This is a genomic window from Streptomyces lusitanus, assembly GCF_042647945.1.
Classification (GTDB): domain Bacteria; phylum Actinomycetota; class Actinomycetes; order Streptomycetales; family Streptomycetaceae; genus Streptomyces; species Streptomyces pseudogriseolus.
On record NZ_JBHRWL010000007.1, the window covers coordinates 301,502 to 316,714 of the forward strand.

The 15,213-nt window shown below is 71.9% G+C and carries 12 protein-coding genes; 10 read left to right on the forward strand and 2 right to left on the reverse strand.

Annotated features, from left to right (window positions below; genetic code table 11):
• The first annotated feature begins 9 nt into the window (after positions 1 to 9).
• Together ACFOSY_RS13225 and ACFOSY_RS13230 are read left to right on the forward strand one after the other, a co-directional pair.
• On the forward strand, positions 10 to 1,455 hold the full coding sequence (locus ACFOSY_RS13225) for a dihydrolipoyl dehydrogenase family protein (RefSeq protein ID WP_394306968.1): 1,446 nt from the start codon (positions 10 to 12) through the stop codon (positions 1,453 to 1,455).
• A 182-nt stretch (positions 1,456 to 1,637) separates the two neighbouring features.
• Positions 1,638 to 3,044, forward strand: coding sequence for a PepSY-associated TM helix domain-containing protein (locus ACFOSY_RS13230; RefSeq protein ID WP_394306969.1), 1,407 nt, complete (start codon positions 1,638 to 1,640; stop codon positions 3,042 to 3,044).
• Between the two features lie 64 nt (positions 3,045 to 3,108).
• Here the strand turns inward: ACFOSY_RS13230 and ACFOSY_RS13235 are convergent, their stop codons facing one another.
• Positions 3,109 to 3,456 (reverse strand): tetratricopeptide repeat protein, encoded by a 348-nt coding sequence (locus ACFOSY_RS13235; RefSeq protein WP_394306970.1) that lies wholly within the window; start codon positions 3,454 to 3,456, stop codon positions 3,109 to 3,111.
• 364 nt (positions 3,457 to 3,820) lie between these two features.
• Between ACFOSY_RS13235 and ACFOSY_RS13240 the strand changes: the two genes are divergently transcribed.
• The 6 genes from ACFOSY_RS13240 (at position 3,821) to ACFOSY_RS13265 (ending at position 12,599) form a co-directional block, all read left to right on the forward strand.
• Entirely contained in the window at positions 3,821 to 6,496 is a 2,676-nt protein-coding gene (locus ACFOSY_RS13240; protein ID WP_394306971.1) for an FG-GAP-like repeat-containing protein, read from the forward strand.
• Between the two features lie 124 nt (positions 6,497 to 6,620).
• Entirely contained in the window at positions 6,621 to 8,111 is a 1,491-nt protein-coding gene (locus tag ACFOSY_RS13245; RefSeq protein WP_394306972.1) for a peptidoglycan DD-metalloendopeptidase family protein, read from the forward strand.
• A 17-nt stretch (positions 8,112 to 8,128) separates the two neighbouring features.
• Complete coding sequence (locus ACFOSY_RS13250; protein ID WP_394306973.1) at positions 8,129 to 10,243, forward strand: DUF4185 domain-containing protein; 2,115 nt, start codon at positions 8,129 to 8,131, stop codon at positions 10,241 to 10,243.
• Between the two features lie 200 nt (positions 10,244 to 10,443).
• Positions 10,444 to 11,133, forward strand: a complete 690-nt coding sequence (locus ACFOSY_RS13255) for a helix-turn-helix transcriptional regulator (RefSeq protein WP_394306974.1) — start codon at positions 10,444 to 10,446, stop codon at positions 11,131 to 11,133.
• Positions 11,130 to 12,107, forward strand: coding sequence for a pyridoxal-phosphate dependent enzyme (locus ACFOSY_RS13260; RefSeq protein ID WP_394306975.1), 978 nt, complete (start codon positions 11,130 to 11,132; stop codon positions 12,105 to 12,107). Before ACFOSY_RS13255 ends, ACFOSY_RS13260 begins: the two co-directional genes overlap by 4 nt.
• A gap of 132 nt (positions 12,108 to 12,239) precedes the next feature.
• Complete coding sequence (locus ACFOSY_RS13265; protein ID WP_394306976.1) at positions 12,240 to 12,599, forward strand: cupin domain-containing protein; 360 nt, start codon at positions 12,240 to 12,242, stop codon at positions 12,597 to 12,599.
• 17 nt (positions 12,600 to 12,616) lie between these two features.
• Here ACFOSY_RS13265 and ACFOSY_RS13270 read toward each other — a convergent pair whose 3' ends face one another.
• Entirely contained in the window at positions 12,617 to 13,039 is a 423-nt protein-coding gene (locus tag ACFOSY_RS13270) for a VOC family protein (protein WP_394306977.1), read from the reverse strand.
• 402 nt (positions 13,040 to 13,441) lie between these two features.
• Here ACFOSY_RS13270 and ACFOSY_RS13275 point away from each other — a divergent pair, with 402 nt between their 5' ends.
• Positions 13,442 to 14,584: a ricin-type beta-trefoil lectin domain protein gene (locus tag ACFOSY_RS13275; protein ID WP_394306978.1), complete on the forward strand. Its 1,143-nt coding sequence runs from the start codon at positions 13,442 to 13,444 to the stop codon at positions 14,582 to 14,584.
• Between the two features lie 116 nt (positions 14,585 to 14,700).
• A complete protein-coding gene (locus tag ACFOSY_RS13280; protein ID WP_394306979.1) occupies positions 14,701 to 15,207 on the forward strand; it encodes a DUF6624 domain-containing protein in 507 nt (168 codons plus the stop codon).
• Positions 15,208 to 15,213: the final 6 nt, after the last annotated feature.

The following is a 15,213-nucleotide window of genomic DNA, read 5'->3' on the forward strand; positions in this document are numbered from 1 at the left end:
ACTGACGCCATGACGGAAACGCAATCGACGCACACGCAAGTGACCGACTACGACGTCGTGGTGATCGGCGCCGGGCCGGTCGGGGAGAACGTCGCCGACCGCACCCGCGCGGCCGGGCTGTCCACCGCGGTGGTGGAGAGCGAACTGGTCGGCGGCGAGTGCTCCTACTGGGCCTGCATGCCCAGCAAGGCGCTGCTGCGCCCGGTCCTCGCCCAGGCCGACGCCCGCCGCCTGCCCGGCCTGAGCGCGTCGGTGCAGGGCCCCCTGGACACCACCGCGGTGCTCGCCCGCCGCGACTCCTTCACCTCCGGCTGGAAGGACGACGGCCAGGTCCAGTGGCTGGAGGGCACCGGCGCCGACCTGTACCGGGGCCAGGGACGCCTCAGCGGCCCGCGCACCGTCACGGTCACCGGCCCCGACGGCCGCCGCAGCGTCCTCACCGCCCGGCACGCCGTCGCCGTCTGCACCGGCAGCCGCGCCCAGCTGCCCGACCTGCCCGGACTCGACGAGGTCCGCCCCTGGACCAGCCGCGAGGCCACCAGCGCCCGCTCCGCGCCCGGCCGGCTCGTCGTGGTGGGCGGCGGAGTCGTCGCCGTCGAGATGGCCTGCGCCTGGCAGGCGCTCGGCTCACGCGTCACCGTCCTGGTGCGCGGTGACGGCCTGCTCGGCCGGATGGAGCCCTTCGCGGGCGAGCTGGTCGCCGAGGCCCTCACCGAGGCCGGCGCCGACGTCCGTACGGGCACCTCAGTGAAGGCCGTGACCAGGGAGAACGGCACCGTCGTCGTCCTCACCGACACCGGCGACCGGATCGAGGCCGACGAGATCCTCTTCGCCACCGGCCGCGCTCCCCGCACCGACGACATCGGCCTGGACACGATCGGCCTGGAGCCCGGCTCCTGGCTGGACGTCGACGACAGCCTCCGGGTGACCGGCCACGACTGGCTGTACGCCGTCGGCGACGTCAACCACCGCGCCCTGCTCACCCATCAGGGCAAGTACCAGGCGCGCATCGCGGGCGCCGCCATCGTCACGCGGGCCGCGGGCGAGCCGGTGCAGGCCGAGCAGTGGGGCGCGCACACCGCCACCGCGGACCACGCCGCCGTCCCGCAGGTCGTCTTCACCGACCCGGAGGCGGCCTCCGTCGGCCTCACCCTCGCCGAGGCCGAACAGGCCGGCCACCGGGTGCGGGCCGTGGACGTCGACCTGTCGTCGGTGGCGGGCGCGAGCCTGTACGGCGACGACTACCGGGGCCGGGCCCGTATGGTGGTCGACCTCGAGGAAGAGATCGTGCGCGGCGTCACCCTCGTCGGTCCCGGCGTCGGCGAGCTGATCCACGCGGCGACCGTCGCGGTGGCCGGCCGCGTCCCGGTCAGCCGGCTGTGGCACGCCGTCCCGTCCTACCCGACGATCAGCGAGGTGTGGCTGCGGCTGCTGGAGGCGTACCGCGACGCCTGATCCCCTTCGGCCCTCGTGGGCCTCCTCCTCGAGCGCCGGACGGGCTGCGAGCGGCCCCTCCGGCGCGCGAGGAGCGGGTGTGCCGCAGCTCACACCCCCCTCCCGGGAACTCGACGGTCCTCCGCCCCGACCCCTGCATCGGCACCACCCGTCGAACCCCGCTCCCCGGGAGACCACCGCCGATGACCACCACCCCCACGCCCACCACGGACGACGCCCCCTCACCCCCCGCCCCCGCTTCCCCGCAGGGCAGAAGCGCCTGGTCCACCCTCCGCCCGCTCGTCCTGCGCCTGCACTTCTACGCGGGCGTCCTGGTGGCGCCGTTCCTTCTCGTCGCCGCCCTCACCGGCCTGCTGTACGCCGCCGGCTTCCAGGCCGAGAAGATCGTCTACGAGCACGAGCTGACCGTCCCCGTCGGCGACCGCGAACTCCCCGTCTCCGAACAGGTCGCCGCCGCCCGCGCCGCCCACCCCGACGGCGAGATCACCGCCGTACGCCCCTCGCCCGAGCCCGGCGCCACCACCAGGGTGCTGCTCTCCGGCGTCCCGGGGGTGGTCCCCGACCACACGCTCGCCGTGTTCGTCGACCCGTACACCGCGAAGGTACGCGGCGAGCTCGAACAGTACGGCTCGACCGGCGCGTTGCCGCTGCGCACCTGGATCGACGAGTTCCACCGCGACCTGCACCTCGGCGAACCGGGGCGGCTCTACAGCGAGTTCGCGGCGAGCTGGCTGTGGGTCATCGCGTGCGGCGGGCTCGTGCTGTGGTTCTCGCGCCGCCGCGCGCAGCGCACCCTGCGCGGCGCCACCGGACGCCGCCGCACCCTCGGTCTGCACGGCGGGGTGGGCGCGTGGGTCGCGCTCGGCTTCGTGTTCCTGTCCGCCACGGGCCTGACCTGGTCCGCGTACGCCGGCGCGCACATCGGCGACCTGCGTACCGCGCTCGGCCAGGAGACCCCGGCGGTGTCCGCGACGGCCGGCGAGCACGCGGGCCACGGCACGGCCGGGGGAGCGGGCGGCGACGCGGCGCACGGCGTCGGCCTTGACCGGGTGCTCGCCGCCGCGCGCGCCGAGGGCCTCGACAACCCCGTGGAGATCGTCCCGCCCGCCGACGAGGGGTCCGCGTACGTCGTCCAGCAGATCCAGCGGAGCTGGCCGACGAAGCAGGACGCCGTGGCCGTCGACCCGGCCACCGGACAGGTCACCGACGTCCTGCGGTTCGCGGACTTCCCGGTCCTGGCCAAGCTCACCCGGTGGGGCATCGACCTGCACACCGGCTCGCTGTTCGGCCTGGTCAACCAGATCGCCCTGATGCTGCTCGCGCTCAGTCTGATTTTGCTGATCCTGTGGGGCTACCGCATGTGGTGGCAGCGGGGCCGCGGCTCCGCCTTCGGCCGGCCGATCCCGCGCGGGGCCTGGCAGCAGGTGCCCCCGCAGGTGCTCGTGCCGCTGCTCGTGCTGGTCGCCGTCCTCGGCTACTTCGTCCCGCTGCTCGGCATCCCGCTGGCGGTCTTCCTCGCCGTCGACATCGTGCTCGGCGAGATCGCCCACCGCCGCGGCCGCCGGACGTACGGCCCCACGTCCCGCTGACGCTGACACGCACGGTGCCCGGCTCCCCTCAGGGGGAGCCGGGCACCGTGCGTGTCTCAGGGGTTCAGGACTCGTCGAACTCCCCGCCCAGCGCGGCCGCGAGTCGCAGATGCGGCTGCGCCTCGGCGTCCCGCCCCTGCCGCTGAAGGGTGCGGCCGAGCATCAGCTGGGCGTAGTGCTCCACCGGGTCGCGGTCCACGATGATCCGCAGCTCGGCCTCCGCGCGACGCAGCTGGGCCGAGTGGTAGTAGGCGCGGGCCAGCAGCAGACGCGGCCCGGTCTGCTCCGGCACCTCCTCGACCAGGCTGCCCAGGACCCGCGCGGCGGCGGTGTAGTCCTTGGCGTCGAAGAACATCCCCGCGCGCTCCCAGCGCTCGGCGTGCGTTCCGTGGTCGTAGTACGTGATGTCCACTTCCGGCCTCCTTCGAGGCCGACAACGGACCGGGACGGTTCCGTATTCCACCCGCCTGGCGCACGGATGAAATGGATTTCTCAAGCCGGGGGAGCATCCGCGCCGCCCGATCCCTCCGCTCACACCCCGGGCGAAGCCGGATTCACCACGTAGCCGCTGTGACCTGCCGAGAAGTAGGAAGAGCGGAATCTCCGAGAGGCCCGTGCCCCGGCGACGGCGCGGCCGGATGATTGGTGCGCATCGGCCAAATCTCGTCGAACTTCCGCTCTGCGCACGCCAGTTGACGCCCCAGCGGCGCGCTAGTACCGTCCGCTGAAATCGATTTCGACGCTGGCCGGCCCGAGTCCCACCGGGAGCACAGTCAATGCGCAGATCCACCCCACCCTCCAGACCGGCAGGGCCCCTGGGCCGTGCCCTGGCCACGGCCCTGCTCGCCCTCGGCACGGTGCTGACGGTCGTGCCGCCGGGCTCGGCCGCGACCGGTCCCTCGCAGGACGCCGTACGGGCCGCGGAGCCCGGGGCGACGGCCGCCGCCGGCTCCCCGCCGGCGAGCGACTTCTTCGCGACCGTCGCCGTGGACCCGGCGGCCACCGTCGGCGCGCCCGCGGCCGGCGACAACCGGGACCACGGCGACCTCTGGCCCAACTGCTGGTCCGACGACGACAACGTGTACGCCGCCTACGGCGACGGAACCGGCTTCGGCGCCGCCTTCAGCGACATCGGGGTCGCGCGGATCTCCGGCATGCCCGGCGCGCTGACCGGATCACAGCTGTCCACCGACATCGGCCGCATCTGGACCGCGGGCCACAACCGCAAGCCCACCGGCATGGCCTGTGTGAACGGCGACCTCTACCTCGCGGTGCAGGACCTGGCGCACGACTTCAACGACGCCCCGGCCGCGACGATCGCCAGGTCCACCGACAAAGGCCGCACCTGGACCTGGGACCCCAACCGGCCGATGTTCGGCGGCGGCGTCTTCACCACGGTGATGTTCCTGGACTACGGCAAGAACTACGCCGACGCCCCCGACGACTACGTCTACGCCTACGGCCTGGACCACAACTGGCGGGACCCCTTCGACAACACCGTCCCCGACCCGGTCGACCTCTACCTGGCGCGCGTCCACAAGAACTCCGTCATGGACGAGAACGCCTGGCAGTACATGTCCGGCACGGACGCCTCCGGCGACCCCGTCTGGTCCACGGAGATCGCGCAGCGCAAGCCCGTCCTCCACGACGACCGGCGTGTCTACCAGAACGTCCTCACCCCCGGCCGGGCACGCGACATGACGGTCCTCGGCCAGGGCGGCATCGTCTACGACAAGCCGCTGAACCGCTACCTCTACACCTCCTGGACCGAGTACACCTTCGAGTTCTACGAGTCCCCGACCCCCTGGGGCCCCTGGAAACACTTCGCGACCAAGGACTTCGGCGGCTACCCCTGGACCCACTCCAAGCACGGCGGCTACGCGACCACGATCCCGTCGAAGTACATCAGCGCCGACGGAAAGTCGATGTGGCTCCAGTCCAACGTCTGCCCCTGCGGCGGCGGTTACCCGCCGGGCGACCACTACGCGTACACCTTCTCCCTGCGGAAGCTGAGCCTGGAGCCGCGCCGCGACACCACTCCGGGGAACACCGCCGACCCGAGCCGCAACCTCGCCCGCGAACCCGGCACCGTGCCCGTCCAGCGCGCCACCCACTTCGGCCGGGACGCCTTCTACGCCGACGGCAACCGCGACCAGAGCGAGGACGACTGGAACGACGAGCGCAAGGACGCCAGTTGGTGGGGCTACACCTGGCCGCGCCAGTACATGATGAACAAAGTCACCTACACCACGGGCGACATGTTCGCGGACGGCGGCTGGTTCGCCGGCGACCTTCGGGTGCAGGTGCGGCGCGACAACCGGTGGGTCGACGTGTCCGGGCAGCGCGTCGGGCCCGAGTACCCGTACAGCGACGCCGCGGGCGCGCACCGGACCTACACCTTCGCCTTCGACCCGACGGCGGGCGACGGCGTACGGATCATCGGCCGGCCCGGCGGGACGAAGACCTTCACCTCCCTGGCGGAGCTCGAGGTCCACTACGGCGACGCGGGCGGCCTGATGCTCGGCGATTCACCGACCGACGTGACCGGTGACGGCAAGGACGACATCGTCACGTTCACCCGCGGCACCGCCGCGGAGGTGTACGCGGTTCCCTCGGACGGCACTGCGTTCACCGGCGGGGGCAAGTGGAACGACCACTTCGCACCCGCCGGGGAGACGCCGCTCACCGGCGACTTCAACGGCGACACCAAGGACGACGCGATCACCTTCACCCAGGGATCGACGGCCGACGTCTACGTCGCGCCCTCCACCGGCACCTCGTTCGCCACCGGCCAGAAGTGGAGCGACCACTTCGCGCCCGCCGGCGAGGTCCCGGCCGTGGGTGACTTCGACGGTGACGGGACCGACGACATCGCCACCTTCACCCAGGGCGACACCTCCGACGTCTACGTCTCCCTCTCCGACGAGAAATCCTTCGCCACCGGCGAGAAGTGGCACGACCACTTCGCACCGCGCGGCGAGTTCCCGGCCGTGGGCGATGTCAACGGCGACAAGAAGGACGACATCATCACCTTCACCAAGGACGCCGAGGCCGCCGTCTACGTCGCCTTCTCCGACGGCGAGTCCTTCGGGCCGGCGCACAAGGTCCTCACCGGCTTCTCGCCCGGCGCCGAACTGCCGCGCGTGGGCGACTTCGACGGGGACGGCCTCGACGACATCGCCTCCTTCACCGCGGACGCGGCCGCCGAGGTCCGCGTCGCCCTGTCCGACGGCGAGGGCTTCGTCACCAAGGGCGTCTGGCACGACGCGTTCTCGGGCCCCGGCGCCTTCCCGTACGTCGGTGACTTCGACGAGGACGGCCGGGACGACGTGGTCTCCTTCGACCACACCCCCGAGGCCGATGTGCACGTGGCGCTCTCGTCCGGCAGCTCCTTCCGGGAGCCGAGCAAGTGGAACGACTTCTTCGGCCTCCCCGGCGAGACCTCCCTCTGAGCTCTCCGCCCCCTCCGTATCGGTGGTTCCCGGGCGCGCGCCCCGATCCGGCGCGCGTCCCGGGCAGCCCTGCGCCCACGACCGACCGATGGCGATTCCCGACCCCCATGGAAGGAAGACCGACGTGCGAAGACGGCACCTCAGCCTGGGCCTGATCGGCACCGTGCTGGCCTCCAGCGCCCTCCTGCTCCCCGCGCAACCGGCCTCGGCCGCCGGCCCCCGCCCCGACTTCCGCGCGCCCTGGCCCTGCGGAGAAGGCCGGGACTACTACCACCACTCCTCCGAGGTCTACAACGCGCTGGACTTCAACATCGCGGGCTCCGCCGACCTCGGCACCCCGGCCCTGGCCTCGGCGTCCGGCACCGTGATCGACGTGGTGCCCATGCCCAACTCCTCGGGGTACGGCAACCATGTCCTCGTCGACCACGGCGGCGGCTGGACCACGCTGGTCGCCCACCTGGACCGCATCACCGTCTCCGAGGGGCAGTACGTCCGCACCGGTGACGAACTGGGCAAGGTCGGCAGCACGGGCAAGTCCTCCGGACCGCACCTGCACTACGAGCAGAAGGCCGACGGCCGCAACCAGCCCATCGTGATCGACGGCGTGGCGCTGCGCTACAGCACCACCGCCGCCCGCCACACCAGCGGCAACTGCGGAACGCCACCGGCCATGATGGCCGGTTCGCCCACGGACTTCACGGGTGACGGTGTGGACGACATCGTGACGTTCACACAGAACGCGGAGGCGGACGTGTATGTCGCCGACTCGACCCGGGACGGGTTCGGTGAGGCGAGGGTGTGGCACGACTTCTTCGCGCCGGGCGGGGAGGCGCCGCTGAGCGGTGACTTCAACGGCGACCAGAAGGACGACGTGGTCACGTTCACCAAGGGTGCCGAGTCGGACGTGTACGTGGCTCTGTCCCAGGGGAACGGGTTCGGTCCGGCGACGGTGTGGCACGATCACTTCGCTCCGGGTGGTGAGGTTCCGGCGGTCGGTGATGTCAACGCGGACGGTTTCGACGACGTCGTGACGTTCACGCATGACGCGGACGCCAGGGTGTATGTGGCGTTGTCGAACGGCCGGGACGGCTTCGGTGTCGCGACGGTTTGGCACGACTTCTTCGCGCCGCCTGGTGAGTTCCCGGCGCTCGGTGACGTCGACGGTGACGGGGACGATGACCTGATCACGTTCACGCAGGGCAGCACGGCGGACGTGTATGTGGCGCTGTCGAACGGTAAGGACGGGTTCGGCGTGGGCCAGTTGGCGCACGAGCACTTCGCGCCGGCTGGTGAGCTGCCGCGGGTCGGTGACGTCGACGGTGACAAGAAGGACGACATCGTCGCCTTCACCCAGGGTGCCGAGTCGGACGTGTACGTGGCCCTGTCCAACGGCGCAACCTTCGGCCCCGGCGCCCGCTGGAACGAGTTTTTCTCCCCGTCCGGCGAGTTCCCGTACGTGGGTGACTACGACGGTGACGGCAAGGACGACATCGTCACCTTCACGCACAACGCCGAGGCGGACGTCTACGTCGCCACCTCCAACGGCACCGACGCCTTCGTCAACGGCCGCAAGTGGCACGACTTCTTCGGCACCCCCGGCGAGACCAGCCTCTAGCAGGAGAGGAACCTGTGATGCATCGCAGAACCGGGAGACTCCTCCCGGCCGCACTGTCGCTGGCCTCCCTGGTCATCGGCTCACTGTTCGCCGGCGCCTCGCCCACCGCCGCGGCCTCGGCGGCCACCGCCGGCGTCCAGGCCGCCGGTGTCGTCCAGGCAGCCGACGTCAAGGCCGCCGGTGTGGTCTCGCGCGCCGAGCGCGTCGCCAAGCTGACCGGACCCGGCTCCATTAGCGCCACCGACGCCCGCTGGCAGCTGAAGGCGACCGACCTCGGCATCATGTGGGACAACGGCAGGGGCGAGATCCTCACCGCCTTCGGCGACTCCTACGGCAACGGCTGGACGGGACCGGGGGCCGCCGTCGGCGACCCGGCCACGCTCGACTGGCGCTGCAACCTGGTGGCCCGCAGCGCCGACCGCAACCTGGCCGACGGCATGTCCATCGACAGCATGGCGACGGACCGTCCGGGCCACGCCAAGCAGGTCCTGCCGTGCAAGCGCGTCGACAACGACGAGCTGACCACCATCCCCACCGCCGGCATCTCGGTCGGTGGTCGGCAGTACATGCACTACATGTCGGTGCGCCGCTGGAGCCCGAAGGGCGGCGAGTGGTTCACCAACTATTCGGGCATCGCCTACTCGGACGACAACGGCGAGAACTGGGTGAAGGACGCCGACGCCCGCTGGCAGAACGACGCGGGCTTCGGCAACAAGTTCCAGATGGCGGCCATGCTCAAGCAGGGCGGCTACGTCTACCTGTACGGAACGAAGAACGGCCGCTTCGGCGACGTGTATCTGTCCCGCGTCCCCGAGGCGCAGCTCCTTGAGCCCGGTGCCTACCGGTACTGGACCGGCGGCGACTGGGTGACCGACTCCTACGCCGCGACGCCGGTCGCCGGCGCCCCGGTCGGCGAACTGTCCGTGCAGTACAGCCGCTATCTCGGCCGGTTCGTGATGATGTACCTGGACGATCCGGGCGGCTCGATCGTGATGCGGACCTCGGCGACGCCGTGGGGGCCGTGGAGCGGCAAGCAGGTGGTCGCGTCCGGTGCCGACTACCCGCAGCTGTACGGGTCGTTTATCCACCCGTGGTCGGCCGACTCCAACAGCCCGTACCTGTACTTCACGATGTCGCAGTGGCAGCCGTACAACGTGTTCCTGATGCGGGTGCGGCTCACCGGCGGCGGCGTGCTGGGCGGTTCCCCGGCCGACTTCGACGGCGACCTCAAGGACGACATCGTCACCTTCACCCAGGACGACCGGGCCGAGGTCTATGCCGCGAGGTCCACGGGCAGCGTGTTCGACGGCCGGGAGCTGAAGTGGAACGACCACTTCGCGCCGGGCGGGGAGACTCCGCTGACCGGTGACTTCAACGGCGACCACAAGGACGACATCGTCACCTTCACCCACGGCACGAACGCGGACGTGTATGTCGCGGCCTCCGACGGCACGTCCTTCGGCACGGGCCAGAAGTGGCACGATCATTTCGCCCCCGGCCGTGAGGTGCCCGCGGTGGGCGACTTCGACGGCGACGGCATCGACGACATCATCACGTTCAGCCGTGAGGACACGGCCGACGTGTACGTCGCCCTGTCGGACGGCGGCACCTTCGGCGAGGGCCGGAAATGGCACGACGACTTCGCGCCCTGGGCCCAGTTCCCGGCCGTCGGTGACGTCGACGGGGACGGCCTGGACGACATCATCGCCTTCACCCAGGACGCGAGCGACGACGTGTACGTGGCCCTGAACGAGGGCGGGAAGTTCGGCGCCCCGTACAAGGCGCACGACCACTTCGCCCCCGAGGGCGAGCGGCCGCGCGTCGGTGACGTGGACGGCGACGCGAAGGACGACGTCATCACCTTCACGGGCGGTGAGGCGAGTGACGTCTACGTCGCCCTGTCCGACGGCGCGGTCTTCGGCGGAGGCCGGAAGTGGGCGGACTTCTTCGCCCCGGACGGCGAGTTCCCGTACGTGGGCGACTACGACGGTGACGGCAGGGACGACATCGTCACCTTCACCCACAACGATCTGGCCGACGTCTACGTGAACGTGTCCAACGGCACGGACGGCTTCGTCGACGGCCGCAAGTGGCACGACTTCTTCGGCCTCGCCGGGGAGACGACCCTCTGACACCACCCGTGCCGAAACACCACCCGTTCTGACACCACCCGTTCCACCCTGACCGGCCCGGTCGGCCGCGACTCCCGTTTCCCCGTATGGGCCCGCGGCCGGCCGGGCCTTTCCCCTTCCCCCGCATTTGGACTGACAGTCCAACGCCTGGACGTGTAGTCTGACGACGCAGGACGGTGACGCCGACAGGAGGTGGGCTCATGGCGGCCGCACAGGACCGGGGTGCCGAACGGGAGGCGATCCTCGCCGCGCTGACGCCGGTCGTCGACGGGATCGCCGCGACGTTCGGTCCGGTGTGCGAGGTGGTGCTGCACGACTACCGGCGCCCGGAGGCGTCCGTGGTCGCCGTGGCCGGCTCCGTGACCGGGCGGACGGCCGGCGGGGCGATGAGCGAGATCGGCATGCGGATGCTCGCCCGCGGCGACGAGGCCGCCGACGAGCTCAACTACCTCACCCGGACCGGGACCGGCACCCTCGTGAAGTCCTCCACGATGCTGCTGCGGGACTCCACGGGAGCGGTGTTCGGCGCGCTGTGCGTCAACGTCGACGTCACCGCCGTGAGCCAGGCGCACACTGTGCTCGGTGCGCTCGCCGGCCTCGTCGGCGGCCCGGCCGAACCGCCGACGACCCCCTTCGGCAACGACATCGACTCCGTGGTCGAGGCCATCGTCGACGACCACCGGCAGCTGCGGCACCGGGGCTGGGCCCAGCTGGACCGCGAGGAACGGCTGCGGCTGTTCCGGGACCTGGACGCGAGGGGTGTCTTCGCCGTACGGCGCGCGGTCGAGCAGGTCGCCGGCCGGCTCGGCATCTCCCGCGCCTCCGCGTACAGCTACCTCTCCCAGTCCCGGACGACGACCGACCCGACCCCTGATGGAGGCACCTCGTGACGACCACCACCCCGCCGGTCACCCTCGACGACGTCCGCTCCGCCGCCGCACGCCTCAAGGGCGTCGCCCACCGCACGCCCGTCCTGCGCTCCCGCACCCTGGACGCGCTCGTCGGCGCCGAGGTGCACCTCAAGTGCGAGAACTTCCAGCGCGTGGGCGCCTTCAAGTTCCGCGGCGCCTACAACGCGGCCTCCCGGCTCACCCCCGACCAGCTGTCCCGGGGCATCGCCGCCTACTCCTCCGGCAACCACGCCCAGGCCGTCGCCCTCGCCGCCCGTGAACTCGGGACCACCGCCGTCATCGTCATGCCCGAGGACGCCCCGCCGTCGAAGCGGGCGGCCACCGAGGGGTACGGCGCCGAGATCGTCACCTACGACCGCTACAACGGCGACCGTGTCGCCGCCGCCGAGGCCCTCGCCGCCGAGCGGGGACTGACCCTCGTCCCGCCCTACGAGCACCCGCACGTCATCGCCGGACAGGGCACAGCCGCACTCGAACTCGTCGAGGAGACTGGGGAGCTGGACGTCCTGCTCACGCCGGTGGGCGGCGGCGGGCTGATCGCCGGCAGCGCCACCGCCGTCAAGGGGCTGCACCCCGCGACCCGGGTGATCGGTGTCGAACCGGAGGCCGGCGACGACACCAAGCGGTCCCTGGAGGCCGGCCGGCGTGTCAGCATCCCGGTCCCGCGCACCATCGCCGACGGGCAGGCGCTGCACACCCCCGGCGAGCTGACCTTCTCCCTCAACCGACGGCTCTTGGACGGGATCGTGCTGGTCGGGGACGACGAGATCAGGGACGCGATGCGGTTCGCCTTCGAGCGGCTGAAAATCGTCCTCGAACCGAGCGGGGCCACCCCGCTGGCCGCGCTGCTCACCGGACGCGCGGGCCCGCTCCCGCCCCGCGTCGGCCTGATCCTCTCCGGCGGCAACGTCGACGCCGAGCGCTTCGCCCGGCTCTGCGCCCCGGGTGACTGAGCCGGACGCCGGCGCAGGGGTGCGGGGCGCGCGCTCTCACCCGAATGGCGTCCCCAGGTGGACGGGCGGACGATGAAGGAGTAGGGCCCGGCCCATGCGGCATCGGGCCGGTCACCGGAAGGGAGCAGGGCCATGCTCGAGGTGAAGACGCTGGACAAGCCCGACGAGCGACGCGACTTCCCGAGGGGCCACCTCGAAGCCGTCCACCTGACGGGGCTGGACTTCGCGGTCGCCACGTTCGAGCCGGGATGGCGGTGGTCCGAGTCGGTCGGCCCGATCGCCGGCACGACGTCGTGCGCCATCCACCACAACGGCTACGTGCTCCAGGGCCGTATGCACATCCGCATGGACGACGGCGCGGAGAGCGAGGTCGGACCCGGCGACGTCTTCGTGTGCCCGCCGGGCCACGACGCGTGGGTCGTCGGCGACGAGCAGGTCGTGGTGTACGACTTCGCGGGCGCCATGGCCAAGGACTACGCGAAGGCGGACTGAGCCGGCCTCTCCATGGACTACCGGTCCGCCGGCCGGTCCAGGTAGTGCGCGCGTCCCTCGTCGTCGAGCTCGAAGGGCCCCGCGGGGATGACGCAGAACTCGTTTCCCTCGGGGTCCACCATCACCAGGAACCCGCCGTCGTCGTACCCCTCCAGCCGCCGCCCGCCGAGCCCTTCGATCCGGCGCTGCTCGGCCGCGGGGTCGGCGGCGGCAATGTCGATGTGCACGCGGTTCTTGCCGGAGCCGGAGCCCGAGCCGGATTTCGGCGCGTCGGTGCGCTGGAAGCCCAGCCCCAGGCCGTTCTCCCTGCGCAGCCACACATAGGGGCCCGTGCGGCCCACCACCGGCCTGCCGAGCACCTCGGACCAGAACGCGGCGAGCCGCTCGGGGTCCGTGGCGTCGACGATGAGGGCGTTGATCTGCGCTGAGGATTCGGCCATGCCCCGATCCTCCCCCGACACGGCGCGCGGAATCTCCCCTGACACGGCGCGCGGAATCTCCCCCGGTACGGCGTGCGGATGCTCCTCGAAGCGGCACGCAGGCGTCATGACGGCGTGCACGCGGTCTTGGCGCGGCCCGCGGACGCGTCTAAGGTCCGTTTACAACGTTGTGTGACGGTCACTGCGCTCTTGTGGAGGATGCCGATGCCGGGTTCGCGCGCGCCACGTCGTTCACAGGCCGGAAGACGGACCGAAGGACGTCCCGGTAGCCGGGCCGGGAGATGGGCGAGGGCGGTGTGTGCCCTGGCGGCGGCCTGGGCCGCGGTCGTCGCCGCCCCGGCCGGGCCGGCCTCCGCGCAGCCGCGCCTCGTGGCGGCCGACGCCGGAACGGACTATGTGGCGATGGGCAGTTCGTTCGCCGCGGGCCCCGGCATCCCGCCCCTCCAGTCGAGCGACGGCGCCTCCGCCTGTGGCCGGTCGGCCGTCAACTACCCCAGCATCGTGGCCCGCGAGATCGGCGCCGACCTGACCGACGTGTCGTGCAGCGGCGCGACGACCGCGCACGTGCTGAGGGACCCGCAGGGCACCCGCCCGCCGCAGATCCAGGCCGTGACCCCGGACACGCGCCTCGTCACGGTCACGATCGGCGGCAACGACGTCAACTACCTCGGCAGCATCAACGCCTACTCCTGCCAGGCGAGCGGCAACACCGGCTGCCCGACGGTGGACCGCGACGCGATCGAGCGGACCTTCCCCGAACTCCCGAGCCGTATCGCCGACATCGTGCGCGCGGTCCACGCCGTGGCGCCCCAGGCGCGGGTCCACCTGGTCACCTACTTCACCCTGCTGCCGGACTCCGGCACGTGCGCCGTCGCACCGCTGACCGACGAGCAGGCCGCGTACGAACGGAGCATCGCCGCGCGGCTGGCCGCCGCCACCGCCGAGGCGGCCGCCGCGACCGGCGCCACCCTGGTCGACCTGGCGGGCGCCAGCCGCGGCCACGACGCGTGCTCGGCGAACCCCTGGGTGGAGTCGTACCGCCCGGCGCAGGGCCGGTCGACGTACCACCCCAACGAGGCGGGCATGCGGGCGGCGGCCGACCTCGTGCAGTCCGCCCTGGCGTCCGGCGGGGTGACGCGGACGGCCGCCTTCCACTCCGGTGTTCCGGGCAAGTGCGTCGACGTCCGCGACGCCGCCACCGCCGACGGCACGCCCGTCCAGCTCTACACCTGCAACGGCACGGCGGCCCAGCGCTGGACCTACGTCCCCGGCGAGGGCGGCACCCTGCGCGCCCTGGGCCGCTGCCTCGACGTCAGCGGCGGCGGAACCGCCAACGGCACCAAGGTCCAGCTCTGGCAGTGCAACGGCACCGGCGCCCAGCGCTGGATCACCGGCCCGGACTCGTCCCTGATCAACCCCCAGTCGGGCCGCTGCCTGGACGACCCCGGCGCCTCCACCGCGGACCGCACGCAACTCCAGATCTACGACTGCAACGCGACCAATGCCCAACGCTGGACGCCGACGGCGGCGGGGCTTCAGGGGTAGATCCAGTATCGCCGCCCGCCACGGCCCCTGTCACCGTTCCGCGGAATGATCTTTACGTCCGGTATGCGCCCTACAGTTGCGGGGACCGGAACAGCACACGCACAGGGGAGTGGGGAGTGGCGCAGAACCGTGCCGCGCTCGCGGCGGAACTCGAGGACATGGCGGCGGCGGACCACCGCCTCGCGGCCAAGGGGTACAGCGACGACCCCGCCGAGCAGTTGGCCTGGCGCCGCCTCACCGCACGCCACGGCGACCGTCTCGGCGCGATCATGGAGGAGCACGGCTGGCCCACGGCGGACCAGGTCGGGGAGGAGGCCGCGCGCGCCGCGTGGCTGATCGCCCAGCACGCCGACCGTCAACTCGACGTCCAGCGGCGCGCCCTGCGCCTGCTGGAGCAGGCGGTCGAGGCGGGCCTCGCCAGCCCGCGCGACCTGGCCTTCCTGCGCGACCGCACCCTTGTCAACGAGGGCCGCAAGCAGATCTACGGCACACAGATCGCCGGCGTGAGGGACGGCTCACCGGTCCCGTGGCCCTGCGAGGACCCCGCGCGCATGGACACGCTCCGCGCCGAGGTGGGCATCGAGCCCTTCGCCGTCCACGTGGCCAGGCACGCCCCGGCCTGACCGCCA